This is a genomic window from Massilia sp., from assembly GCF_046293535.1.
GTDB lineage: Bacteria > Pseudomonadota > Gammaproteobacteria > Burkholderiales > Burkholderiaceae_D > Telluria.
The window spans coordinates 1-25,236 of the sequence record NZ_JBKBOV010000045.1 but is presented as its reverse complement, the minus strand read 5'-3'; the positions used below and the strand labels follow the sequence as shown (position 1 = coordinate 25,236).

General features: G+C 68.1%; 22 protein-coding genes and 1 pseudogene. 12 read left to right on the top strand and 11 right to left on the bottom strand.

Features of this window, described 5'->3' with window-relative positions; translation table 11 throughout:
• The first annotated feature begins 34 nt into the window (after positions 1-34).
• The 5 genes from fghA to ACK4S9_RS19405 all read left to right on the top strand — a co-directional run bounded on the left by fghA (position 35) and on the right by ACK4S9_RS19405 (position 4,468).
• On the top strand, positions 35-892 hold the full coding sequence (gene fghA, locus ACK4S9_RS19425; RefSeq protein WP_409729018.1) for an S-formylglutathione hydrolase: 858 nt from the start codon (positions 35-37) through the stop codon (positions 890-892).
• A gap of 107 nt (positions 893-999) precedes the next feature.
• Complete coding sequence (locus ACK4S9_RS19420) at positions 1,000-1,470, top strand: Hsp20/alpha crystallin family protein (RefSeq protein ID WP_409729017.1); 471 nt, start codon at positions 1,000-1,002, stop codon at positions 1,468-1,470.
• Positions 1,471-1,589: 119 nt separating this feature from the next.
• Positions 1,590-2,300 carry a phosphoribosyltransferase gene (locus tag ACK4S9_RS19415; RefSeq protein ID WP_409729016.1) on the top strand — a complete coding sequence of 237 codons (711 nt, stop codon included), beginning with the start codon at positions 1,590-1,592 and terminating at the stop codon, positions 2,298-2,300.
• A complete protein-coding gene (locus ACK4S9_RS19410) occupies positions 2,297-3,118 on the top strand; it encodes a hypothetical protein (RefSeq protein ID WP_409729014.1) in 822 nt (273 codons plus the stop codon). The genes ACK4S9_RS19415 and ACK4S9_RS19410 overlap by 4 nt, the downstream gene beginning before the upstream one ends.
• Before the next feature lie 12 nt (positions 3,119-3,130).
• Complete coding sequence (locus tag ACK4S9_RS19405; protein WP_409729012.1) at positions 3,131-4,468, top strand: erythromycin esterase family protein; 1,338 nt, start codon at positions 3,131-3,133, stop codon at positions 4,466-4,468.
• Between the two features lie 194 nt (positions 4,469-4,662).
• On the opposite strand, the gene ACK4S9_RS19400 is transcribed toward ACK4S9_RS19405, so the two are convergent.
• Positions 4,663-6,648: a diguanylate cyclase domain-containing protein gene (locus tag ACK4S9_RS19400; protein ID WP_409729010.1), complete on the bottom strand. Its 1,986-nt coding sequence runs from the start codon at positions 6,646-6,648 to the stop codon at positions 4,663-4,665.
• Between the two features lie 165 nt (positions 6,649-6,813).
• On the opposite strand from ACK4S9_RS19400, the gene ACK4S9_RS19395 reads away from it, so the two are divergent.
• Together ACK4S9_RS19395 and ACK4S9_RS19390 are read left to right on the top strand one after the other, a co-directional pair.
• Entirely contained in the window at positions 6,814-7,293 is a 480-nt protein-coding gene (locus ACK4S9_RS19395; RefSeq protein WP_409729009.1) for a (2Fe-2S)-binding protein, read from the top strand.
• Positions 7,290-9,521 carry a molybdopterin cofactor-binding domain-containing protein gene (locus ACK4S9_RS19390; protein WP_409729007.1) on the top strand — a complete coding sequence of 744 codons (2,232 nt, stop codon included), beginning with the start codon at positions 7,290-7,292 and terminating at the stop codon, positions 9,519-9,521. Before ACK4S9_RS19395 ends, ACK4S9_RS19390 begins: the two co-directional genes overlap by 4 nt.
• Positions 9,522-9,554: 33 nt before the next feature.
• Here ACK4S9_RS19390 and ACK4S9_RS19385 read toward each other — a convergent pair whose 3' ends face one another.
• From ACK4S9_RS19385 to ACK4S9_RS19350, 8 genes are all read right to left on the bottom strand, one after another.
• Positions 9,555-9,878, bottom strand: coding sequence for a hypothetical protein (locus ACK4S9_RS19385; protein ID WP_409729006.1), 324 nt, complete (start codon positions 9,876-9,878; stop codon positions 9,555-9,557).
• A gap of 69 nt (positions 9,879-9,947) precedes the next feature.
• Complete coding sequence (locus ACK4S9_RS19380; RefSeq protein ID WP_409729004.1) at positions 9,948-10,484, bottom strand: hypothetical protein; 537 nt, start codon at positions 10,482-10,484, stop codon at positions 9,948-9,950.
• Positions 10,485-10,579: 95 nt separating this feature from the next.
• The gene (locus ACK4S9_RS19375; protein ID WP_409729002.1) at positions 10,580-10,798 is read right to left on the bottom strand and encodes a hypothetical protein; all 219 of its coding nucleotides are present in this window, start codon (positions 10,796-10,798) and stop codon (positions 10,580-10,582) included.
• Positions 10,799-11,502: 704 nt separating this feature from the next.
• Positions 11,503-12,117 (bottom strand): pyridoxamine 5'-phosphate oxidase family protein, encoded by a 615-nt coding sequence (locus ACK4S9_RS19370; protein WP_409729000.1) that lies wholly within the window; start codon positions 12,115-12,117, stop codon positions 11,503-11,505.
• A gap of 11 nt (positions 12,118-12,128) precedes the next feature.
• Positions 12,129-12,521, bottom strand: a complete 393-nt coding sequence (locus ACK4S9_RS19365) for a RidA family protein (protein ID WP_409728998.1) — start codon at positions 12,519-12,521, stop codon at positions 12,129-12,131.
• Entirely contained in the window at positions 12,521-13,687 is a 1,167-nt protein-coding gene (locus ACK4S9_RS19360) for an acyl-CoA dehydrogenase family protein (protein ID WP_409728997.1), read from the bottom strand. Before ACK4S9_RS19360 ends, ACK4S9_RS19365 begins: the two co-directional genes overlap by 1 nt.
• Position 13,688: 1 nt before the next feature.
• Entirely contained in the window at positions 13,689-14,543 is an 855-nt protein-coding gene (locus ACK4S9_RS19355; RefSeq protein ID WP_409728995.1) for an enoyl-CoA hydratase family protein, read from the bottom strand.
• A gap of 25 nt (positions 14,544-14,568) precedes the next feature.
• Complete coding sequence (locus ACK4S9_RS19350) at positions 14,569-16,953, bottom strand: bifunctional salicylyl-CoA 5-hydroxylase/oxidoreductase (protein WP_409728994.1); 2,385 nt, start codon at positions 16,951-16,953, stop codon at positions 14,569-14,571.
• Positions 16,954-17,262: 309 nt separating this feature from the next.
• On the opposite strand from ACK4S9_RS19350, the gene ACK4S9_RS19345 reads away from it, so the two are divergent.
• The 4 genes from ACK4S9_RS19345 to ACK4S9_RS19330 all read left to right on the top strand — a co-directional run bounded on the left by ACK4S9_RS19345 (position 17,263) and on the right by ACK4S9_RS19330 (position 23,558).
• Positions 17,263-19,500, top strand: coding sequence for an ATP-binding protein (locus ACK4S9_RS19345; RefSeq protein WP_409728992.1), 2,238 nt, complete (start codon positions 17,263-17,265; stop codon positions 19,498-19,500).
• Between the two features lie 78 nt (positions 19,501-19,578).
• The gene (locus ACK4S9_RS19340; protein ID WP_409728991.1) at positions 19,579-21,237 is read left to right on the top strand and encodes a Na+/H+ antiporter; all 1,659 of its coding nucleotides are present in this window, start codon (positions 19,579-19,581) and stop codon (positions 21,235-21,237) included.
• 75 nt (positions 21,238-21,312) lie between these two features.
• Positions 21,313-22,497: a DNA topoisomerase IB gene (locus ACK4S9_RS19335; RefSeq protein WP_409728989.1), complete on the top strand. Its 1,185-nt coding sequence runs from the start codon at positions 21,313-21,315 to the stop codon at positions 22,495-22,497.
• The gene (locus ACK4S9_RS19330; RefSeq protein ID WP_409728987.1) at positions 22,494-23,558 is read left to right on the top strand and encodes an SMP-30/gluconolactonase/LRE family protein; all 1,065 of its coding nucleotides are present in this window, start codon (positions 22,494-22,496) and stop codon (positions 23,556-23,558) included. Before ACK4S9_RS19335 ends, ACK4S9_RS19330 begins: the two co-directional genes overlap by 4 nt.
• 9 nt (positions 23,559-23,567) lie before the next feature.
• Here ACK4S9_RS19330 and ACK4S9_RS19325 read toward each other — a convergent pair whose 3' ends face one another.
• Positions 23,568-23,975: a DUF4019 domain-containing protein gene (locus ACK4S9_RS19325; protein WP_409728985.1), complete on the bottom strand. Its 408-nt coding sequence runs from the start codon at positions 23,973-23,975 to the stop codon at positions 23,568-23,570.
• 80 nt (positions 23,976-24,055) lie between these two features.
• Positions 24,056-24,805 carry a GAF domain-containing protein gene (locus tag ACK4S9_RS19320; RefSeq protein WP_409728983.1) on the bottom strand — a complete coding sequence of 250 codons (750 nt, stop codon included), beginning with the start codon at positions 24,803-24,805 and terminating at the stop codon, positions 24,056-24,058.
• Positions 24,806-25,012: 207 nt separating this feature from the next.
• Between ACK4S9_RS19320 and ACK4S9_RS19315 the strand changes: the two are divergent.
• A pseudogene (locus ACK4S9_RS19315) lies at positions 25,013-25,236 on the top strand (hypothetical protein); the annotation flags it as partial.

Here is a 25,236-nt window from a genome sequence, read left to right as displayed (position 1 = left end):
TACTTGCGGAATCGACCACTCATCCAGCGAACCCATGCTCGAACTTCTCAGCGAACATGCCTGCTTCGGCGGCGTCCAGCGTTTCTACCGCTTCGATTCGGCCGCGATCGGCCTGCCGATGCGCTTTTCCGTCTACCTGCCGCCCGGCGCCGAAGGCAAGCGCCTGCCGCAGGATGGCCTGCCCGTGCTGTTCTACCTGGCCGGCCTGACCTGCACCGAAGAGACCTTCATGATCAAGGCCGGCGCCCAGCGCGTGGCCGCGCAGGAAGGCCTGATCCTGGTCACGCCCGACACCAGCCCGCGCGGCGCCGGCGCGCCCGGCGAAACCGACAGCTGGGACTTCGGCGCCGGCGCCGGCTTCTACGTCGACGCTACCGAAGCGCCATGGTCGCGGCATTACCGCATGTACAGCCACATCCTGGAACTGCGCGAGCTGGTGCTGGCCCAGTTGCCGGCCGAACCGGCGCGGGTGGGCATCTTCGGGCACTCGATGGGCGGCCATGGCGCGCTCATGATGGCGCTGCGCAACCCGACCCTGTTCCGTTCGGTATCGGCCTTCGCGCCGATCGCGGCGCCGATGCGCTGCCCGTGGGGCCAGAAGGCCTTCGGCGGCTACCTGGGAAGCGACCAGCAAGCCTGGCGCCAGTACGACGCGAGCGAATTGATGGCCGCGATGGACACGGCGCCCTTCCCGGGCGGAATTCTCATCGACCAGGGACTGGCCGACAAATTCCTGGCCGAGCAGCTGTATCCGGACGCCTTCGAGGAAGCCTGCGCGCGCGCCGGCCAGCCCTTGAGCCTGCGCCGGCATGAGGGCTACGACCACGGTTATTACTTCATCTCGACTTTTGTGGAGGACCACCTGCGCTTCCACCGCAGGCTGCTGGGCTGAAGCCCGGGCGGACACGCCTGCGCCCGCTTGAAAACCACCTGCCTCCATCCTATAAAGACATTGCCGGCACCCACCGGCACTCTCAGTCTTTATCCATGGAGGCCATCATGAATCTCATTAGACGAGGCAATAGCCCGCTCCCGGCCTACCGTCCGGGAGCCGTCGAGGACCAGTTCGGGCGCATGGTCGAGAGCATGTTCCAGGACTTCTTCGCCCCGCTCGCACAGGGCGGGCAATGGGCTGGCGAGGGCGCCGCGACGCCGCGCGTGGACGTCAGCGAAACCGAGAAAACCTACGAAATCCAGGCCGAACTTCCCGGCGTGAACAAGGAGGACGTCAAGGTGTCGGTCGACGGCCAGCGCATCACCATCGAGGCGGAATGCCGCTCGGCAAACGAACGCCGCGAGGGTGAAACCGTGGTGTATGCTGAACGCACCGCACGCAAATTCATGCGCAGCTTCGCCCTGCCCACCGAGGTCGACGACGGTTCGGCACAGGCAAAGCTGGAGAACGGCGTACTGCAGCTGAGCCTGCCCAAAAAGCAGGGCACTGAAGCACGCCGCCTGACCATCCAGTAAGCGCCCGGCCGTAAGGCGGCGCCGTTCATGGTCCGCGTACCGCGTTGCGGCGCCCTGCCGCGGCGCGGCGCGGCCGTTTTGCGTTCCACCATGGCTCGTTTCGTTCTATGCGCTTCACCATGCCGGACACCGAAGGCTATCGAGACCGCACCCACGCCGGCCGCCAGCTGGCGCTCGGCCTGCGGCACCTCGCCGGCCAGCTTGAGCCGATCGTGCTCGGCCTGCCGCGCGGCGGCGTGCCGGTGGCCTTCGCGGTGGCCCGGGCCCTCGGCGCGGAACTCGATGTGCTCCTGGTGCGCAAGCTGGGCATGCCTGGGAACGAGGAATACGCCATGGGCGCGATCGGCAGCGGCGGCGTACGCGTGCTGCAGCCGGGCGTGCCAGGCCTGCTGGGCGTGACGCAGGAACAGGTGGACCGCGTGGCCGCGCGCGAACTGGCCGAACTCGCGCGGCGCGACCGACTCTACCGGGGCGGCCGCCCGCCGCCGCGGCTCGCGGGCCGCTGCGTGATCCTGGTCGACGACGGCATCGCGACCGGGGCCAGCATGCTGGCCGCGGTCCAGGTCGCGCGCAAGCATCGGGTCGGCCACCTCGTGGTGGCGGCGCCGGTGGGCGCGCCCGACACCCTCGAACGGCTCGCACGCGAAGCCGACGAAGTCGTCTGCCCGCTTGCCCCGCCCCGCTTCCATGCGGTCGGCCAGTTCTACCGGTCGTTCGGGCAGACGGAGGACGAAGAAGTACAGGACCTGCTGGCACAGGCATGGGCGGCACCCGCCGCGCCGGATGCCGGACCGCAGGGGAACAAGGACAACAGAAAGGAGCGGACATGAAACCAATTCCAACCGAGACGGCAACCGATGTGGGCAGCGTGGGCAAATGGCTGGGTGCAGCGGCGGCCGGCGCGCTGCTGATGTACCTGCTCGATCCCGAACGCGGTTCCACGCGCCGTTCGCGCGCACTGTCCGCGGTGCGCGCCGCCGGCGCCCGTACCGGGGCGACGGTCGACGGTGTCCTGCACAGCGCCGGCGACCGCCTGGTGGGACTGAAGGACAGCGCCGCCAGCGCCCTGTCGCGCGGCGCCGGCCGCGTGCAGGCCAAAGCGGCGCCGATGCTCGAACGCGCCCGCCACGGCGCCTTCGATGCGACCCAGCGCCTGGAAGACAGCGCCGAGCGCATCCGCGACCGCGCGAAAACCGCGAACGACTTCGGCAGCGCGCGTCCTGACGCATCCGACAGCGGCCGTTCGCCGGCGCGCCACGGCAACTACGGCAGCTACGAGTCGGCCCACGAGTATGGCGCCGAAAGCCGTGCACGTGGCGGGCTGTCGGACTGGCTGCGCGGCTCCCATGGCGGCGGCTTGCGCAGCAGCAGCGAAGACTATCGCAGCCGGGACCATGATGGCGCGCCGCACCCGGCCCTGGTGGGCGGCGGCATGCTGGGCCTGCTCAGCCTGATGCGCCGCTCTCCGACCGGGCTGCTGGTCGGACTGGCCGGCCTGGCCCTCCTGTGGCAAGGCACCCGGGACAAGACCTACCGCGTCAGCGACAACATGCCGGCCCGCCTGCCGCAGATGAAGCAGCAGGACGAGCAGGGCCAGGCGCCGATGATCCCGCCTGCCGAGCAGACCGGCAGCCGCTACCTGCACTGAGGCGAATCGGCCATGGCTGGCGTCACCGACCAGGACATCGGCGCCTTGCGTGCGGCGGCCAGGCCGCTTACGGGCAACGCGTCCGACTACGATGCGCTGCTCGACCTGGTGGGCGACGCGCGCTTCGTCCTGCTCGGCGAAGCCACCCACGGCAGCGCCGAGTTCTACGACGAGCGCGCGCGCATCACCCAACGCCTGATCGAGGAAAAGGGCTTCACGGCGGTGGCCGTCGAGGCCGACTGGCCCGATGCCTGGCGCGTCAACCGCTACGTGCGCGGCGAAGGCGCGGACGCCGATGGGCGCGCCGCCTTGTCCGGCTTCGAGCGCTTCCCTGCCTGGATGTGGCGCAATACCTCGGTGCTGGCCTTCGTGGAGTGGCTGCGCGAGCGCAACGACGCGAGCCCCCGCAACAAGGCGGGCTTCTACGGGCTCGACCTGTACAGCCTGTTCACCTCGATCCAGGAAGTACTGCGCTACCTGGAACAGGTCGACCCGGTCGCGGCCGAGGAAACCCGGCGCCGCTACGCCTGCTTCGATCATTACGGCGAGGACAGCCAGCACTATGGCTATGCCGCCAGCGTCGGCCTGTCCGAATCGTGCCAGAAGGGCGTGCACGCGGCGCTGCAGGATTTGCAGCAGCGCGCCTTCGACTACATGCAGGCCGACGGCGCCAGCGCCGAGGATGCCTTCTTCTACGCGCAACAGAACGCACGCCTGGTCAAGAACGCCGAAGAGTATTACCGCACCATGTTCCGCGGGCGCGTCTCGTCCTGGAACCTGCGCGACAGCCACATGGCCGAAACCCTCGACGCACTCGCGCGGCACCTGGGGCGCGAGGGCAAGCCGGCCAGGATCGTCGTGTGGGAACACAACTCGCACATCGGCGACGCGCGCGCGACCGAGATCGGCCGCCAGGGCGAATGGAACGTGGGCGAACTGGCACGCAAGTCCTATGGCCCCGATGCCTGCCTGATCGGTTTCACCACCTACGACGGCCGGGTCACGGCGGCCTCGGAATGGGACGGCCCCGCCGAGCACAAGCAGGTCCGGCCCGCCCTGCCCGGCAGCTACGAGCACCTGCTGCACAGGGTCGGCATGGAGCGCTTCTTCCTGCCGCTGCGCGAACCCGGCGCCGCGCGCGAGGTGCTGATGGAAGGGCGGCTGGAACGCGCCATCGGCGTGCTCTACCTGCCGCGCAGCGAGCGCCAGAGCCATTACTTCATGGCCCAGCTGGCGCGCCAGTTCGATGCGGTGATCCACATCGACCGTACCAGCGCGGTGACGCCGCTCGATGCGACTGGCGGCTGGCACTCGGACGAGCCGCCGGAGACGTATCCGCAGGGCTTGTGATATAGCGCCTAGGCTCACATTGTTGAACGGCCAGAGCAATCAATTTCACAGTTACCCCCAGCCCATCGCCCCGGCGAAGGCCGGGGCCCAGGTTTCGTAGCGTTGCGGTGCACGCATGATTGGGTTCCGGCCTTCGCCGGAACGACGTTGACGGCTTAACCGGTATAGCGCACGCTAACGAGCGGCACCGAGGCTCACCCCTCGAAGAACGCATACCCATTCCTGCCCTGCCCCTTGGCCATATACAACGCGCTGTCCGCCGCCGCCAGCAGCTGTTCCTGCGGCTGGCGCGGCTGCGACAAGGCCACGCCGACACTGGTCGAGGCCGCTACCGCCCCGGCGCTGGTGCGAAACGGCACCCGCATGCTCTCCACGATCTTCCCGGCGATGCGCTCGGCCTCGGTGCGCGTGCCGATTTCCTCGAGGATGACCACGAACTCGTCGCCCGACAGGCGCGCCGGGGTGTCGGTGGCGCGCACGCCAGCGGCGAGGCGGCGCGCGAACTCCTTCAACACCTCGTCGCCGACGCCGTGTCCGAAGGTATCGTTGATTCCCTTGAAGCGGTCGATGTCGAGGTAGGCCAGGGCCAGCGGCTTGCCGCTGCGGCGTGCGCGGTCGAGCGCATGGTGCAGGGTCTCGCCGAACATGCGGCGGTTGGCGATGCCGGTCAGGGTGTCCACCCGCGCCAGCTGCTGCAATTGCTCCTCGACTTCCTTCACATGGGTCATGTCGTGCACCAGCGCGTACACGCCGGCCACGCTGCCGTCCGGCTGCTGGTCGGGGATGTAGGTGGCCTGCAGGATGCGCGGCTCGCCGTGCACCGGAATGCGCACTTCGTGCGTCACCGCCTGCCCGCCGAAGGCCTGGTCCAGGTGCGGGGAGATGTCCGCCTCGGTTTCCGCGCCCAGCAGTTTTGCCACCGGCATCCCGACCAGCTCCTCGGGCGCGATGCCGAACCACTTTTCGTAAGTCGCGTTCCCGAAGCGGAAGCGGTGCTCGGGGTCGATGTAGGAAATCAGGACAGGCAGGTTATCGGTGATCATGCGCAGGCGCCGCTCGCTCGCGGCCCGATCGTTCTCGGCCAGTTCGCGCTCGGCCATCAGCGCATGGAAGGCCCGCCCCAGTTCGCCGATTTCATCCTTGCGCGCGTCGCGCAGCACGTCGATGGCGGCGCCGTCCTCGCGGATCGCGGCGACGTTGTCGCGCAGGTCCTGCAGCGGCGCCAGCAGCCGGAACACCAGCACCCAGGCCAGCAGGCCGGCCGCCAGCGCCAGCCCGCCGGCGCTGAAGAAGGCGTTGTGGCGCATCCTGTCCATCGGCGCGAAGGCTTCCGCGCTCGGATAGCGCGCCGCCAGGATCCATCCGGTGCTGCGCAGGCGCTTGTAGGCATAGATCGAATCGGTGCCGTCCTTGCTTTGCGTTTCGAGCCAGCCTTCGAAGCCGGCCAGGGCGCGGTCGGTGCCCTGGTTCACGCCGGGCGTGCTGCCGACGTGCTTGAACAGGCGCGATTGGTCGGGATGGTCGATGACCAACCCATCGGCCGTCATCAGGAACAGGTAGCCGGTCCTGCCCGGCTTGAGGGTACTGATCTGGCGCAGGAAACCGGAACGCCGCAGGTCCACGCTGCCGGTCAGCACCGCCGCCACCCGGCCCGCCTCGTCCAGTACCGGGGCGCTGAAGACCACGATGTGGTTGCCCGTCAGGCGGCTGCGGATCGGTCGCGAAATCACGCCCTTGCGCGTCTGGATCGTCCGCTCGAAGTAGTCGGTGCCGCGTGCGTTGAGCGTGGTCGGCCCGGGCAGCTCGCGAACCGACAGGCGCATCTCGCCGTCGCCATCGAAGACCACCAGGTTCAGGTATTCGTCCGCGCCCCAGAGCTTCACCTGGTCGGACAGGAAGGGCCGCAGCCCGGCCCAGTCGGTGCGCAGCCTCGGCGGAATACCGGCGGCGAGTGCTTCGATCTGCTCCAGCCGCGCGGCCAGGCGGTCGTCCATGAAGGAGGCCGCGCCCGACAGCAAGGTGTATTCCTGGTCGCCGATCACGCCCTTCATGCCACGCTCGGCGACCGACAGGGTCGACAGGGTTACCAGGAGGGTGGCGGCGAACACCAGTACGGCCGCCACCGAGGCGAGGCGCAGCTTGAGGTTCGCCGATGCCAGGCGTGGACCGTGTTGGGTCATGAAATGTCGCGATGCGGCTCAAGAGAATGACAAAGTATTACATATTCCTTGTATCCATACCGTCCCGTTGCACAGGGGAGCGATCAATATTGTTGAGACCGGTGGATTGGATTAGCATGGCGGATTCCCTCTTATTTCTTTCCCCGCAAACGACGAGGCCAACGAATGAGTAAATACACGCTGCACATCAACGGCAGGACGCAGGCCGTGGACGTCGAAGCCGACACGCCACTGCTGTGGGCCCTGCGCGACAGCCTCGGCCTCGTCGGCACCAAGTACGGTTGCGGCCTGGGCCAATGCGGCGCCTGCACCGTGCACATCGACGGCGTCCCGGCGCGCGCCTGCCTGACCCCGGTATCGAGCCTGGGCAAGCAGAAGATCACCACCATCGAAGGCCTGGACCCGAAGGCGCAGCATCCGCTGCAACTGGCCTGGCAGGAACTCGACGTGCCGCAATGCGGCTACTGCCAGTCCGGCCAGATCATGAGCGCCTGCCACCTGTTGAAGCAGCATCCGAAGCCGACCGACGCCCAGATCGACGAGGCGATGGCGGGCAACCTGTGCCGCTGCGCCACCTATACCCGGATCCGCGCCGGCATCCATCGCGCAGCCGAGATCGCCTCCACCGGAAAGGGCAAGAAATGAACGCATTGCGCTCCCCTTCCCGCCGCAGCTTCCTGCGCAGCACTGCCGCCGGCGGCGCCTTCATGCTCGGCATGTCGGCCGAAGGCGCGCTGGCCGCCGCCGCGAATGCGGCCGCGAGCGCCGACTTCAGTCCGAACGCCTTCATCCGCATCGGCCGCGACGGCCGCGTGACCCTCATTTCGAAGCAGCCAGAAATCGGCCAGGGCATCAAGACCTCGCTGCCGATGGTGATCGCGGAACAGCTCGAAGTGGATTGGTCCGACGTGCGCATCGTCCAGGGCGACCTCGACCCGGTGCTGTACGGCCCGCAGGGCGCCGGCGGTTCGACCTCGACCCCGAACAACTACGAGAACTTCCACCGCCTCGGCGCCGCGGCGCGCATGATGCTGGTGCAGGCCGCCGCGAATACCTGGGGCGCGCCGGTGGCCGAATGCGCGGCCAGCCAGGGCGCGGTCGTCCACGCCCGCACGGGGCGCCGCCTCGGCTACGGGGCGCTGGTGCAGGCGGCATCGAAGCTGCCCGTGCCCGACGCCAAGAGCGTGGTGCTGAAGGACCCGGCCAGCTACAAGCTGCTGGGCACCCGCGTCGGCGGCGTGGACAACGCGGCAATCGTCGCCGGCCGCCCGCTATTCGGCATCGACGTGCGCCTGCCCGGCATGCTGTACGCGGTGTACGCCAAGTGCCCGGTCTTCGGCGGCAAGCCCGTCACGGCCAACCTGGACGCGATCAAGGCCATGCCGGGCGTGAAGGATGCCTTCATCGTCGAGGGCACGAGCAACCTGAACGGCCTGCGCCCGGGGGTGGCGATCGTCGCCACCTCGACCTGGGCCGCGCTGCGCGCCCGCCGCGAGCTGCAGGTGGTGTGGGACGAAGGCGAAGGCGCGCGCCACAGCTGGGCCGACTACACGGCCCAGGCCCAGGCTGCGTCGAAAAAAGCCGGCGCGGCCACCGTGCGCAAGGACGGCGACGTCCCGGGCGCGCTCGGCAAGGCCGCCAAGGTCGTGGAAGCCGCCTACAGCTACCCCTTCATCTCGCACGCCAGCATGGAGCCGCAGAACTGCACCGCCTGGTTCAAGGACGACGGCGCGCTCGAGCTGTGGGCGCCGACCCAGAATCCGGGCTCCGGCCAGGCATTGGTGACCAGCACCTTCGGCATCCCGAAAGAGAAGATCCTGCTCCACATCATCCGCAGCGGGGGCGGTTTCGGCCGCCGCCTGAGCTCGGACTTCATCGTCGAGGCGACCGCCATCGCCAAGCGGGTCGCGGCGCCGGTCAAGCTGACCTGGACCCGCGAGGACGACCTGCAGCACGACCACTTCCGCCCGGGCGGCTTCCACTTCCTGCGCGGCGGCGTCGATGCCGCCGGCCGCGCGGTCGCCTGGCACAACCACTTCGTGACCTTCGCCAACCGCGTCGAGCGCGACGGCAAGAGCGTCTTGCAACCCGGCAGCGGCGGCAACCTCTCCAGCGACGAATTTCCCGGCCGCTGGCTGGAGAACTGCCTGTTCGAACAGACCATGCTGGAAACCCGGGTGCCGATGGGCCCCTGGCGCGCGCCGGGCAGCTGCGTATTTTCCTGGGTGCTGCACAGCTTCATCGACGAGCTGGCGCATGCCGGCGGGCGCGATCCGCTCGAGTTCCGCCTCGAGCTACTGGGAAGCCGGGACCTGGTGCCGGCCAGCTTCGAGCGCGGCCAGCCCTACGACGTCAAGCGCATGCGCAATGTGCTGGTCGAAGTGGCGCAGCGCGCCGGCTGGGGCAAGAAGACCTTCCCGCGCGGGCAAGGCCAGGGCATCGCCTTCCACTTCAGCCACCGCGGCTATGTAGCCCAGGTGGCGGAGGTGACGGTGTCACGCGAAGGCAAGCTGAAGGTGGACCGGGTGGTGGTGGCGGCCGACGTCGGCGCGCAGATCGTCAACCTGTCGGGCGCCGAGAACCAGGTGGAAGGCTCGGTCATCGACGGCCTGTCGACCATGATGTTCCCGGAGCTGAACATCGAGGAGGGGCGCATCGTGCAGAGCAACTTCCACGATTACGGGCTGCTGCGCATGCCGGACACGCCGACCAGGATCGAGACCCATTTCATCAAGACCGACAACCCGGTGACCGGCCTGGGCGAACCCGCCCTGCCGCCGCTGGCGCCGGCCGTCTGCAATGCGATCTTTGCCGCGACGGGCAAGCGGGTGCGCCAACTGCCGCTGAGCAAGAACGACCTGAGCTGGAGCTGATGGTAAACGGGCGCCGATGGCGCCCGTTTCGTTTCAATGCCGGTGCGCCGGGTCGTTGTCCTTGGCGCCGTGATACTCGAGGATGGACGCGGCTTTCTCGAGCCGCGATGGGTCGGCGGTGACGGTGACCACGCACTTGCCGATTTCGAGCCCCGGCGTGTACACGTCCTTGTAGTCGGTGCCGCCCTTCACCGCAGGCGAATCGCCCACCGTGAAGTTGGCTTCCGACGGGCCGGCTTCGTCGCCGGTATGGCTGATCTCGATGCCGTCCCGGTCGAAGCCGGCGTCCAGCAGCGCCTGGCGCGCGCGCTCCGCATCCTGGACGTTCTCGATCACACGTACGATCTGATTGTTCATGGTGCCTCCATCGATTCCTGATGGAGAGACCGTACCAGAAATGCCCGCACGCCGGCGCTCACCCTGCTTCTAGCGCGCTTTGTTGATCTGTTGCAGCAGCTTGAAGGCTTCGCTTTCCAGCACGGGCTGCACATCGGCGAGCTCCTTGCTCGCCTTGACGTAGGCGGCGCGCTTGCGTTCCTTCTTCTCTTCCGGCGGCACCGTCGGCTTGGCGCCCGGGAACATGATCTGCGGACCGCTGTTGTACTTTTGCTGGATGACCTGCTTGCCGTAGGGCGTATTGTAGAAGCGGGTCATCTCGGTCGCGGTATCGACGGAGATCACCTTGGCCATCGGCACGGCCAGACGCTGGTGCACTTCCGCAGCCGGCGTGCGGTCGAGCTTGGCGAATACGTCCTTGCGCTGTGCTTCGCTCGGATAGCGGCTGCGCGCGGCGACGCCGCGCAGGGTCTTCTCGGCCTGCATGGCGGCCAGCAGGTCCTGCACGGCCTTGATGTGGGCGGGACTTTGCGCCGCCACCTGGGCCGGCGCCGCCGGGGCGGCGGCATGGACGGGGTTCACGGCGACCAGCGACAGGCCGAGCATGGCATGGACTGCAAACTTCATGGTTTCCCTTTCGGATGAGGATCTCATCGCGAATGATGCCATGTCCTGCTCTAAAGATATGCGTGGAAACTCACTTATCGCACGGCTGAAGCAGGCTAGCGGCCGATGCCGATCCCGATGCCCAGGCCGCTGCGTCCGCCGCTGCCGAAGCCGCCGAAGATCGAGGTCGACACGCCGCCACGCCGCACGCCGTCCCGCTCGGCCAGTTGGACGACGCAATTTCGCCAGGGGTCGGTATTGGCCGCAAAGCCCAGTTGCGTGCATGCCGGCCCGTACACGGTCATCAGGCGTTCCATCTCGGCCTGTTGCTTCATTGCCTTTTCCTGGGGTGTCGCACAGCCGAGCAAGCACAGTGCGCTTGCTGCCGTCACAATCAATGCGCGCATGGCGGTTCTCCCTATGTCAGCGTGGTTCCGCCAACTTACCGCGATGCGAAAAAATGGGCAAGGTGCTCGACACTTGCGTTGACGTAGGAGCGCTCCTGCGGCGGCGTCCGCCCGGGATGCTCGAGGACCTGCTGCGGATGGACTGCCATTACGGGGAGGATGAATGCCCGGGTTGGAGCCGTGCTACCTGTCCTTGACGCGCGTTGGCGATCGCGGTTCTTTAGCCCGGGCGTCGCGATTTACGCGTTTTGCGGCCCCTTTGCAACCAGAGCAAAGCCAACGCCACCCCGGCCGCACCGGCACCCGACGCTTCCCTGGATCCTCCGAGACTTCCCACAACAAACCCGGCTATGAATGCCGAGATCACCACGATCAGAAACGTTTTTGCGAACTCAAGGCATGAACTGCAAAAGGATGGTTTTTGATTTGTCATTTTATTTTGTGTCAGCAGTGCGATGGTGCAGATCGTATAGCGGAACTTTCCACTTTAAATCAGCCTCTCGCCTGAGGATAACAGCTTGCTAAACAAAAAAAATCGGCGAATTGTCACAAAAGTCCGAATTCGACCTTGCACCGCCCCACGGAAATGAAGCAAACCTTTCAGGGCCACTGGCAGACTTCGTTCGAGGTCTTCAATAAAGCGTTTCACGCTGCCGCTGAGGCAGCGCACTGTCATACGCGCCGCCATCGATCTGCCCCCGGGTGAGCGCCGCCAGCATCGCTCCCGGCGAGGGCACGCCCGCGGTATCGTGCTCCTGCGGATGCCAGAGCCGCGAGCGCAGGATGGAGCGCGCGCATTGGAAAAATACCGTGTCGACGGCAATCTGCAGGACGCACAGCGGCCGCTTGCCTGCATGTTCGAACGACGCGAGCAAGGCCGGTTCGACGCAGATGCGCGCGCGGCCACGCACCCGCAGGGTTTCACCCACGCCGGGAATCATGAAAAGCAGGCCGACGCGAGGATCGGAGATCAGGTTGCGCAGGCTGTCGATCCGATTGTTCCCACGCCGCTCCGGCAGCAGCAGCGTATGTTCATCGACGATCCGCACCAGCGGCCCGGCGTCTCCACGCGGCGAGACGTCCAGTCCATGCGCACCACCGGTGGCCAGCAGGGCGAAACGCGCCTGGGCGAGCCAGCGCGCGTAGACAGGATGCAGTCTATCGGTTTCCTTGGCCAGCGAGGGCGCTGCGACGGCGCCGAACAGGGCCTCCAGCGAGGCGAGGTCGGTCACGAGATGGTCAGGCATCGGTCTTCCATTCAGTCGGGCACCACGGCCGTCACTTCGATTTCGATACGGGCGCGTTCTTCCATCAGCGCCGCCACCTGCACCGCGCTCATGGTCGGATAATGGCGCCCGATCACGTCCCGGTAGGCGGCGCCGAGCGCCGCGCCGGCCTGCAGGTATTCCTGCCGGTCGAGCATGTACCAGGTCATGCGCACGATGTGCTCGGGGCCGGCCCCCGCCTCCCTCAGCACGGCGACCACGTTTTCCAGCGCCTGGCGCGTCTGCTCCACGAAATCGTCGGTCTGGAAGCGGCACTCGGCATCCCAGCCGACCATGCCGCTCACGTAGACCTGGCGGCCGCGCACCGCGATGCCGTTCGAATAGCCCTTCGGGCGCACCCAGCCCGGCGGTTGCAGGATATCCATCAGTTCCCCTCCCCGGCCAGCAGTTCGCGCGCAATGATCAGGAGCTGCACTTCGCTGGCGCCCTCGTAGATGCGCAGCGCACGGATTTCCCGGTACAGCGTCTCGACCGTCTCGCCGCTGACCACGCCCTGCCCGCCGAACAGCTGGACGGCCGCGTCGATGACCTGCTGGGCGGTCTCGGTCGCGGTCAGCTTGGCCATCGCCGCTTCCCGGGTCACGCGTTTTCCCCCGTCGCGCATCCAGGCGGCGCGATAGGTCAGCAAGGCGGCGGCGTCGATGCCGGTCGCCATCTGGGCCAGCTTGGCCTGGGTGAGCTGGAAGTCGGCCAGGGTCTTGCCGAACATCGCCCGTTCGCGGGCACGCCGCAGGGCTTCGTCGAGGGCGCGGCGGGCGAAACCGAGGCTGGCCGCCGCCACCGAAGTGCGGAACACGTCGAGCGTGGCCATCGCCACCTTGAAGCCCTGCCCTTCCTCGCCGATGCGGTTGGCAAGCGGCACCCGGCAGCCCGCGAAGCGCAGGCGCGCCAGCGGATGGGGGGCGATCACGTCGATCCGTTCGGCGACGTCGAAGCCGGGCGTGCCGGCTTCGACGATGAAGGCGGAGATGCCGCGCGCGCCCCTGCCGCCCTCGCCGCCGCCGTCGCCCGTGCGGGCGAACACGACGTAGAAATCGGCGATGCCGCCGTTGGAGATCCAGGTCTTTTCGCCATCGAGCACATAGCTGTCGCCGTCGAGCCGGGCGGCGCACTGCAGCGCCGCCACGTCGGAACCGGCCTGGGGCTCGGACAGCGCGAAGGCGGCAATCGCCGCGCCGTCCGCCACGCGCGGCAGCCAGGCGTCCTGCTGCGGCGCGCTGCCGAACAGCGAGATCGCGCCGCTGCCCAGCCCCTGCATGGCAAAAGCGAAATCCGCCAGCCCGGCATGGCGCGCCAGCGTTTCGCGGATCAGGCAGATGGCGCGGGTGTCGATCGGCCGGCCGGCGCCGCCGACCGCATGGCGCAGCCAGCCGCCGCTGCCGAGTTGCTTGACCAGCGCGCGGCAAGCGGCATCGACGTCGCTGCCGTGCGCGTCGTTCAGGTGCCCGCCCGCCCAGGCGTCGAGTTCGAGCGCCAGCGTGCGGTGGCGCGGCTCCAGGAAGGGCCAGTCGAGGTAGTCGCGGTCCGCCATCTCAATCCCCCTCGAAGCGTGGCGTGTCCTTGGCCACGAAGGCGTGGTAGGCGCGGTGGAAGTCCTTGGTGGCCATGCAGATCGCCTGGGCCTGGGCTTCGGCCTCGATGGCCTCATCCACGCCCATGTTCCATTCCTGCTGCAGCATCTTCTTGGTCATGCCGTGCGCGAACGTCGGGCCGTTTGCCAGCGTAGCGGCAAGGGCCTGCGCCTGCGCCAGCACCTCGCCTGGCTCGCACAGGCGGTTGAAGAAGCCCCAGCGCTCCGCTTCTTCTCCTTTCATGGCGCGGCCGGTATACAGCAGCTCGGCCGCCCTGCCCTGGCCGATCACGCGCGGCAGCAGCGCGCAGGCGCCCATGTCGCAGCCGGCCAGGCCCACGCGGGTGAACAGGAAGGCGGTCTTGCTGCGCGCGGTGCCGTAGCGCAGGTCGGAAGCCAGCGCCAGGATCGCGCCGGCGCCGGCGCAGACCCCGTCGACGCTGGCCACGATCGGCTGCGGACAGGCGCGCATGGCCTTGACCAGGTCGCCCGTCATGCGGGTAAAGGCCAGCAGGCCCGGCATGTCGAGTTTTGTCAGGGGCCCGATGATCTCGTGCACGTCGCCGCCCGAGCAAAAATTCTCGCCCGCGCCGGTAACGACGATCGCCTTGACGTCGTCCGCGTAGGCAAGCGCACGGAACAGGTCGCGCAGCTCGGCGTAGGAGTCGAAGGTGAGCGGATTCTTGCGCTCCGGCCGGTGCAAGGTGATCGTCGCCACCCGGTCCCGCACGGCGTACTGGAAGTGGGTGGCCTGGTAGTCGGCAAGGCTGGCGCGGCTGCCCGGCAGCCGGTGCGCTTCGCCCGGTAGATGATGCATGCGGTGGCTCCTGAAATAAGTGATGTCAACCCTCGAGCAGGCGCGCCGCCAGCTGCTGCGGCGTCAATCCGCCGCCCAGCGCCCCCATCTGGCGCTCGCGTTCGAGATTGCGTTCGAGCTGCAGCTTGCCGGGGCGGTACTGGCGCGGCCAGCTGGCGCCCGTGTAACCGATGCGCGCCGCCTCGTTCAAGGTCCAGGCCGGGTTGGCCAGGTGCGGCCGGGCGACCGCGCACAGGTCGGCGCGGCCGGCCGAGACGATGCCGTTGACGTGGTCGGCCTCGTAAATGGAGCCGACCGCGATGGTCGGGATGCCGGCTTCGTTGCGGATGCGGTCGGCGAACGGGGCCTGGAACATGCGCCCGTACACCGGCTTTTCTTCCTTGCTGACCTGGCCCGACGAGCAGTCGATCATGTCGGCCCCAAGCTCCTTGAACAGGCGCGCGATCGCCACCGCATCGCCTGGCGTGACACCGCCCTCGACCCAGTCATGGGCCGACAGGCGCACGCTGATGGGCTTGTCGAGCGGCCAGACGGCGCGGATCGCGGCGAAAACCTCGAGCGGATAGCGGCAGCGGCTTTCCAGGCTGCCGCCGTAAGCGTCCTGGCGACGGTTGGTCAGCGGCGAGATGAAGCTCGACAGCAGGTAGCCGTGGGCGCAGTGCAGTTCCAGCCAGTCGAAACCGGCCTCGTGGGCAGCCCGGGTGGCGCGCACGAAGTCGCACTTGATGCGCTCCAGATCCTCGAGCGTGGCTTCGCGCGCCAGCTGCGACACGCCCTTCAGGTACTGCTGGGGCGAGCTCGAGACCAGCGGCCAATTGCCGTCCTCGAGCGGCAGGTCGACCCCATCCCACATCGGCCGGGTCGAACCCTTGGCGCCGGCATGGCCCAGCTGCACGCCGATCCTGGCGTCGGAGTGCGCGTGCACGAAGTCGACGATGCGCTTCCAGGCCGCCGTGTGTTCCGCGGTGTACAGTCCCGGACAACCGGGCGTGATGCGCGCATCGCTCGAAACGCAGGTCATTTCCGCCATCACCAGCGCGGCGCCGCCGAGGGCGCGCGCGCCCAGGTGGGCCAGGTGGAAGTCGCCCACCGTGCCGTCGACCGCCGAGTACTGGGCCATCGGCGAGACGATCACGCGGTTCTTCAAGAGCACGCCGCGTACTTTATACGGCGTGAACATCGGCGGCGTGAACCCCTCGGGCGCCGGCAGCCCGGCCTGCGCCGCCGCCCGTTCGGCGAACCAGCGCTCGAAACCGGCGACGTACGCAGGATCGCGCAGGCGCAGGTTCTCGTGCGACAGGCGCTGGCTGCGCGTGAGCAGCGAATAGGCGAACTGCTCGGCCTGCATCGCCGTGTAGCGCCTGACGTTCTCGAACCATTCCATCGAATTGCGCGCAGCGCTCTGCAGCTTGAGCACTTCGACCCGGCGCGCTTCCTCGTAGGCGCCCAGGGCTTGGCCAAGCGGCGCGGCGGGCTCGTCGAGGCAGCGCGCCAGCTCGATCGCGTCTTCCAGGGCCAGCTTGGTGCCGGAGCCGATCGAAAAGTGCGCGGTATGGGCGGCGTCGCCCATCAGGACCACGGGCACCCGCCGCCCTTCGATGTCGTGGTAGTGGACCCACTGGCGGCAGGCGATGCGCGGGAAGCGGATCCACATGCTCGAACCGCGCAGGTGGGCGGCATTGGCCAGCAGCGGCTGGCCGTCCAGGTGGCGCGCGAACAGGCGCTCGCAGAATGCCAGCGCCTCCTGCTGGTCCATCGCTTCCAGGCCGGCCGCCTGCCAGGTTTCCTCGGGCGTCTCTACGATAAAAGTCGACGTGTCGCCGTCGTACTGGTAGGCGTGGGCCTGGAACCAGCCGTGCTCGGTCTCCTCGAAAGCGAAGGTGAAGGCGTCGAACTTCTTGCGCGTGCCCAGCCACACGAAGCGGCAGTGGCGCTGTTCGACTTCGGGCTGGAACACGCCGGCATGGCGGTTCCTGATTGCACTGTTGACGCCGTCGCAGGCGACTACCAGGTCGGCACGGTATCGGCGCGCCAGCTCGGCCTCGTCGCGCACCTCGTGCTCGAATTCCAGGCGCACGCCCAGCGCGGCGCCCCGCTCCTGCAGGATGTTCAGGAGGCGCTTGCGGCCGATCCCGCAGAAGCCGTGTCCGCTCGACGTGACGGTGCGTCCCTTGAAGTGGACGTCGATCGCGTCCCAATGGTTGAAGGACTGCAGGATGGCGCGCGCGCTGTCCTCGTCGGCCCCGGCCAGGTGGCCGAGGGTCTGGTCGGAGAACACCACGCCCCAGCCGAAGGTGTCGCTGGCGCGGTTGCGCTCGATGACGGTGACGGCGTAGTCCGGATGGCGTTTTTTCATCAGGAGACCGAAGTACAAGCCGGCCGGACCGCCGCCCACGCACACAATGTTCATTCCCGCTCCCAGTCTGGTGGACGCCTCGAGAAACCTACTGCGCATTGCACTGGTGGTCTGCGATGCTCCGCTATGGCGGACCGGCTGTACCATTCGTACAGCTGCGCTTCCCGACCACCATTGCTGCCGCTCGCGACGGTTTTTCGAAGTGCCCTGGTGTTGCCGACATCTTACATGGGCGCATGCTTCAAGTGTCAAGTAATGACAGATGCCGCCCGCAAGCGGTATATCCGACAGCATTGTTTTAGTACAATACAGAACGATTGCACCTTGTTGGTGCATGCGCAACCGCACATTCACCGACTCCTCATGAATCCATTGCTCCAGCGCCTACGCCTGAACAGCCTGCGCAGCCGCCTGATGCTGCTGGTCGCGCTGGCCATCACGCCCATCGCCGTCATGACCGTGCTGGGCGGCATCCGCGAACGCGAAGCGGCGATCCGCGCCTCCGAGGAGAACCTGCAGCGCCTGACCGGCATGGCCGCCGCCAACGAAGCCCAGTCGCTCGACCGCGCGCGCCAGATCCTGGTCGACCTGGTCAGCGTGCCGGACCTGATGGGTCCGACCGAGCGCTGCAATGCGCTGCTGGCCGATGTCCTGGACCGCAACGAGGGCTACGCCAATTTCGGCCTGATCCAGCTGAGTGGCGAAGTAAGCTGCAGCGCGGTGCCGATGCTGCATCCGGTGAACCTGGGCGACCGCAGCCACTTCCGGCGCGCCATCGCCGAACGCCGCTTCATCGCCGGCGACTACGTGTTCGGCCGGGTGATCCGGCGTCATACGATCAACCTCACCTATCCCGTCACCGACCGCGCCGGGCGCGTGGTGGCGGTGGTGTTCTCGGCCATGGACCTGGCCGGGCTCGACACCTTCGTCAACGACATCAACCTGCCGGCCGGTTCGATCCTGGAGACGGCCGACGCCAACGGCCTCCTGATCTCGCGCCGGCCCGACCCGGAGCGCTGGTTCGGCAAGAAGATCAGCGCGCCTCTGCTGGCGGCCATGCGCGATCCGGCGCTGCGCCCGGTGCTGCTGCGCGGCGAGGACGGCATCGAGCGCCTGCACGCGTTCGCCCGCGTGGGCGGCCCTTCGCTGTCGGAGTACACCGTGACCATCGGCGTGCCGGTCGAGACCATCACCGCGGCGGCGCGCGAGGCCCAGCTGATGTCGCTGCTGGGCCTGGGCGTGACCACCATGCTGGCCCTGCTGGCGGCCTGGCTGGCCGGCGACATCCTGATCGTGCAGCGGGTGCGCAAGCTGATGGACACCGCGCGCCGCATCGCCGCCGGCGACTTGCAGGCGCGCTCGGGCATCAGCCACGGCAACGAGGAAATCGGCCGCCTGGCCGCCGCCCTCGACGAGATGGCGGCCGCGCTGCAGGCCAAGGAAGCGGCGCGCAGCCAGGCCGAACGCGAACTGCGCGCGGCCGACCAGCGCAAGGACGAGTTCCTGGCGATGCTGGCCCACGAGCTGCGCAACCCGCTGGCGCCGATCAGCACCGGCGCCCACCTGCTCAAGCTGCTGCATTCGGACAACGCCCAGATCACCCAGACCTGCGCCATCATCGCGCGCCAGGTCGAGCACATGACCAGCCTGGTGGACGACCTGCTGGACGTCTCGCGCGTCACGCGCGGCCTGGTCTCGCTGTCGACCGGGGTGCTGGACCTGCGCAAGGTGGTGGACGACGCGGCCGAGCAGATCCGGCCGCTGTTCAACGCGCGGCGCCACAAGGTGGTGCTCGACCTGCCGAGCGAGCCGGTGCGCGTGAAGGGCGACCACAAGCGCCTGGTGCAGGTGGTGGCCAACCTGCTGGGCAACGCCACCAAGTACACGCCCGAGGGCGGCCATATCGTACTGCGCCTGGCGCAGAGCGAGGACAGCTACGTGCTGTCGGTGGCCGACGACGGCATCGGCATGGAACCGGCGCTGGTCGAGCGCGTGTTCGACCTGTTCACCCAGGCCGAGCGCACCCCGGACCGCTCGCAGGGCGGCCTGGGCCTGGGCCTGGCGCTGGCGCGCAGCCTGGTCGAGCTGCACGGCGGCAGCGTCAGCGCGGCCAGCCCGGGACTCGGCAAGGGCAGCACCTTCACCGTGCGCCTGCCGCGCTTCGAACAGGAAACCGATGCGACGGTAGCGGACGCGGTGCGCCATGCGGCCAGCGCCCAGGCGCCGCTGCGCGTGCTGGTGGTGGACGACAACCTCGATGCCGCCCATACCCTCAACCTGTTCCTGGCTTCCAGCGGACACCGGGTGGAGATCGCCTACAACGCCTTCGATGCGATCGAGGTGGCGAAAGTGTTCTCGCCCCAGGTCTGCCTGCTCGACATCGGCCTGCCCGACCTGGACGGCAACGAACTGGCGCGCCGGCTGCGCCGCCTGCCGCAGACCGCCGGCGCCCTGCTCGTCGCCGCCACCGGCTACGGCCGCCAGCAGGACCGCGACGCCGCTCATGACGCGGGCTTCGACCATTACATGGTCAAACCGGTCAATACGGTGCAGCTGAGCGAGCTGCTGGCTTCGGCCGGGGCGGCGCCGGCCGGCGCTTGAGGCCAGCCGGGCTTGCCGTAGGCGACGCCGCCGCGGCGGCGCTTCGCATATCATCGGGCTTTGGGTCGAGGGGCGGGCATGGGCGAAGTCGGGGTGGTGCTGGCCATGTTGCTGGCGGTAGTGGCAAGCGGCTACCTGGTGCGGCTGCTGCCGGTCGCGCTGCCCCTGCCGCTGGTCCAGATCGGGCTCGGCGTCCTGATCGCCAGCATGGGCTGGCACCCGGTGCGGCTCGATCCGCACGTTTTCTTCATCCTGTTCCTGCCGCCGTTGCTGTTCCTGGACGGCTGGCGCATTCCCAAGGTCGGGCTGTTCCGCGACAAGGGCGTGATCCTCCAGCTGGCGCTCGGCCTGGTGCTGTTCACGGTGCTCGGCGCCGGCTTCCTGATCCACTGGCTGATTCCCGAACTGCCGCTGGCCGTGTCCTTCGCCCTGGCCGCGATCCTGGCCCCGACCGACCCGGTGGCGGTCGGGTCGATCGCGGCGCGGGTGCCGATCCCGCCACGCCTGATGCACATCCTCGAAGGCGAGTCGCTGCTCAACGACGCCAGCGGCCTGGTGTGCTTCCGCTTCGCCGTGGCGGCCGCCCTCACAGGGAGCTTTTCGCTGTCGAGTGCGGCCCTGACCTTCCTGTGGGTGGCGCTGGCCGGCATCGCCGCAGGCGTGCTCGTCACGCTGGCCATGGCCGGCGTGCAGCGCCTGCTGGCCAAGCGCTTCGGCGAGGAGCCCGGCGCCCCGATCCTGCTCAACCTGCTGCTGCCCTTCGGCGCCTACCTGGTGGCCGAGCACATCGGCGCCTCGGGCATCCTGGCGGCGGTCGCCGCCGGCGTCACGATGAGCTACGTGGAGCTCAGCGGGCGGGCGCTGGCGACCACCCGGGTGCGCCGCAACGTGGTCTGGGATACCGTGCAGTTCGCGCTCAACGGCGTGATGTTCGTGCTGCTGGGCGAACAGCTGCCCGCGATCGTGGAAAATGCCGTGCGCGCGGCCGTCGCCGGCCCGGGCCTGGCGCTGCCGCACGGCTTCTGGTGGCTGGCCGGACATGCGCTGGCCATCAGCTTCGGGCTGATCGCGCTGCGCCTGGCCTGGGTCTGGGTCTCGCTGCGGCTGTCGACGGCGGCGGCGCGGCGCCAGGGACGCGAGGGGCTCATGCCGCGCAAGCGCCTGATCCTGGCCACCTCGCTGGCCGGGGTGCGCGGCGCCATCACCCTGGCCGGCATCCTCACCCTGCCGCTGGCGCTGCCGGGGGGCGAACCCTTCCCGGGACGCGACCTGGCGGTGTTCCTGGCCAGCGCCGTCATCGTCATTTCGCTGGTGGTGGCCAGCATCGGCCTGCCGCGCGTGCTGCACGGCCTCGAACTGCCGCCGGAAACCGCCCTCCACGACGAGGAGGACCGGGCGCGCCAGGCCGCCGCGCTGGCGGCGCTGGGCGCCATCGACGGCGCCGGCCCGCCCCAGCCCTTCGACGCGAAGGATGCCGACCTCCACGCCAGCGCCGCCGAACAGGTGCGTGGCATGTACCAGCACCGGCTCGGCGGGGCCGGCGACAGCAGCCATCCGGGCCGGGCGCGGGTGGCCGAGGAAGCCGAACGCCACTACCGGCTGGCGGCACTGGCGGCCGAGCGCCAGGTGCTGCTGCGGATGGCGCGCAACCGGCAGATTTCCGACGAGACAGCGCGCCGCCTGGTGCGCGAGATCGACCTGGTCGAAGCGCGCTACCAGGGCACCGGCAAGCACTAGCGCTACGTTAGCTCGCGTACGGCGCGCACCGCCGCTTCGGCGTAGGATCGGGCAACCAGACTGGAAGGAAGCCCCATGCACAGCGAAGACAAGGCCGGTGCCGACAATCCGCTCAGCGATCCACCCGCCGCCGCGAAAGCCGCCGGCCTGCGCTACGTCCACGACGACCGGCCCGGCATCCGGCGCGAAAAGGCAGGCGACGGTTTCCGCTACCTCGACGCCGGCGGCGACCCGGTCACCGACGAAGCGACGCTCGGGCGCATCAAGTCGCTGGCGATCCCGCCGGCCTGGCAGGACGTCTGGATCTGCCCGCAGGCCAATGGCCACCTGCAAGCCACCGGCCGCGACGCCCGCGGCCGCAAGCAGTACCGCTACCACCCGAAGTGGCGCGCCGCGCGCGACGAAGTCAAGTACGAACGCATGCTGAGCTTCGGCCAGGCCCTCCCGGGCATCCGCAAGGAAGTCGACCGCGCCCTGTCGCTGCCGGGCATGCCGCGCGAAAAGATGCTGGCCACCATCGTCTACCTGCTCGAGGCAACCATGATGCGCGTCGGCAACGAAGAATATGCGCGCACCAACAAATCCTTCGGCCTGACCACCCTGCGCAACCGCCACGCCAAGGTCGACGGCAGCGACGTCGAGTTCCGCTTTCGCGGCAAGAGCGGCGTCTACCACAAGGTGCAGGTGCACGACCGCCGGGTGGCGCGCATCGTCCGGCGCTCGCGCGACCTGCCCGGCCAGGAACTGTTCCAGTATGTGGACGACGAGGGCGAAACCCACACCATCGACTCGAGCGACGTCAACGACTACCTGCGCTCGATCACCGGCGAGGACTATACCGCCAAGGATTTCCGCACCTGGTCGGGCACGGTGCTGGCCGCCCTGGCCCTGCAGGAGTTCGAGAAGTTCGACTCCGAGGCCCAGGCCAAGAAGAACATCGTGCGCGCGATCGAATCGGTGGCCGAAAAGCTCGGCAACACGCCTTCGGTCTGCCGCAAGTGCTACGTGCACCCGGTGGTGCTCGACGCCTACCTCGACGGCGCGGTGCTGGAAAGCCTGCGCGAACGTACCGAGCAGGAACTGACGGAAGACCTGCACGCCCTGCAGCCCGAGGAGGCCGCGGTGCTGGCCATGCTGCAGCAGCGCCTGCGCCGTGAACAGGAACAGGAGCGCGCCAGGGCGGCACCCGCGAAGGAGGACAAACCCAAGCGCGCGCCGCGCCGCCGCGGCGCGCCACAAGCCATGAGAGGAGCAGCATGAGCGGGCAATCGACATGGACGATCGAACAGGTCGCGGCCTTCGATCACCAGGTGACCGGCGTCTCGGTCTCGGAGGACGGGCGCATCTTCGTGAACTTTCCGCGCTGGACCGAGGACACCGCGGTCTCGGTGGCCGAACTGGGGAAGGACGGCAGCCTGCGCCCTTATCCGGACGAAGCATGGAATGCCTGGCGCAACGCGCGCAAGGACGAACTGACGCCGGACCGGCACTGGGTATGCGTGCAGAGCATCGTGGCCGACGGCCGCGGCAGCCTGTGGGTGCTGGATCCGGCCGCGCCGGCGCAAGCGCACCTGGTCTCGAACGGCGCCAAGCTGGTGCAGATCGACCTGGCCAGCGACCGGGTCGAGCGCAGCATCGCTTTCGACGAGGAAGCGGCCCCGCAGGGGTCCTACCTGAACGACGTGCGCTTCTCGCACGACGGCAAGTACGCCTTCATCACCGACTCGGGCGTGGTCGGGGCGATCCTGGTCGTCGACCTGGCCAGCGGCAAGACCACGCGCCTGCTCGACGGCCATCCATCGACCCAGATGAAGAAAGGCCTGAACGTGAAGGCCGACGGCCAGGAGCTGCGCCGGCCTGACGGGCGCGGCGTCGAGTTCTCGGCCGACGGCATCGCCTTGTCCGATGACGGGCAGTGGCTGTACTGGCAGGCGATCAAGGGCGACACCCTGTATCGCATCGCCACCTCCACGCTTACGGGCAAGGGACTGCAGGGGCAGGACCTGGGCGCCGAGGTCGAGGAGTTCGGCAAGAACGGCGTCTCGGACGGCCTCCTGATTCCGCGCGGGACCAACCGGATGCTGCTCAGCGCCGTCGAGGACGACGCGGTGAAAGTGCGCGACCTCGACGCCGGCCCGGCGGGCCGGCCTGAAGTGCTGGTACGGGACGAACGCCTGCGCTGGCCGGACACCTTCACCCAAGGCCCGGACGGCACGGTCTACGTGACCGCCTCGCACATCCAGGATTCGGCCTTTTTCAAGCCGGATGCGCCGGCGGCCCTGCCGACGCAGCTATGGAAGCTGACCGGCGGGCAGTTCTAGGTAACGGGTCTATTTGATGAAGTAGCTCGACACCTTCCAACCACCGCCGGCCTCGCGCATCGGGATCACGGTTTCGGTGCCGGTCCTGGCGGCGAACTCGGTCTGGTACTGGATGACCACGTACTCGCCGGCGGGCGCGCCCGGCAACTGGCGGGTGGGCTGCGCCGACACCAGCTTGCGCGACTTGACTGCGCCGAACGGGGCGCGCACGGCGCCCATCGCCTCGCTCCATTGGGACTGGGTCACCGCGCTGCGAAACGCGGCGGCGCCCTGGGTCCAGCTGGCGGCATAGTCGCCCGCATCGACCAGGACCAGCCAGTCCTGTGCCGCCGTGGCGGCGGCCTGGGCGGCGCTTTCCTGCGCGCTGGCAGGCTGGATGCAAACTGCGAGGGTCAATACGGCGGCGGCAAGCTTCATGGCGGTCTCCGAATGGTGGTCAGTGCCGACCAGCATACCGGATCGGGGACGCCACAATGTCGCGCATTGTTGCGTCCGGCTCAAGCCACCTTTGCCTGGAACTCGGAAGAAGCGATATCGGCCAGGTCGCACAGCGCCTGCAACTCGGCCGAGCGCAGGCGGCGCGGCTCGCGATCGATCACGCACAAGGTACCCATCGGCAGGCCGGAACGGTCGCGCAGCGGCACGCCGGCATAGAAGCGGATGTGCGGCTCGGCCAGCACCAGCGGATTCTCGCGGAAGCGCTCGTCAGTGGCGGCGTCTTCGACCATGAAGGGCGCATCCTGCAGGATCGCGTGCGAGCAGAAGGCCCATTCGCGCGGCGTTTCCTGCGGTCCCAGGCCGACCCTGGCCTTGAACCACTGGCGGCGCGCGGTCAGGAGCGACACCAGGGCGATCGGCGAAGCGGTCACGGTCGCGGCCAGGCGGACGATGCGGTTGAAGCGCTCTTCCTGCGGGCTGTCGACCAGGCGCGAGGCCGCCAGCGCGGCCAGGCGCTGCGGCTCGTCGGCGATGACCGGGAAGGTCACGTCACCCTGGAGGATGAATTCGGGATCGGTCGGCGCCTGCACCGGCGTTTCGCCGGAAAGCGCGCCCGACAAGGGGCCTGCACGGTCCAGCATGGCCTGGATCGTACTTTGACGGGTGCGCCGATGTCCTCCCGGGGTTTTCCAAGAAGGAATAGCGCCACTCTCCATCCATAATTGAACGGTGCTGGTTGCGACGCCCAGCATGCGCGCCGCGGCACTGGTAGTGAGGATCGGGTCCTCTTCGGTAAACTTGCTCTGCATTAGCGGTCCTGGTTATCCCTTGAAGTATACCCGAAATGACGAAAATCCTCATTTTAAAACACGCATTCCATAGATTCCTTTCAGGTATACACAAATAGCTCAAATTAAGTTGTCTTCAAGAAATTTCGCATACGCAATCATGCCCAATTTAATCAGTTTCAATTGGTTTGTTAATAACTTTCCGTCCATTTACCTGAAAAGGCTGGCATGCGCTTCTTCCAGCACGCGGGTATTGCAAGCAGGCTAAGCACGGCGTTCGCCCTGATCCTGTCGCTCACCCTCATCCTCGCAGCGTTCTCGGTGGCGCGCGTGAACAGCATCGAACGTGCGCTGCAGACGGCCGATACGGTGAGGAACAGCGAACTCGAACCGCTGTACGCGGCGCGCGCCGGCGAGCGGGGCCGCGGCTTCGCGGTGGTGGCGGGCGAGTT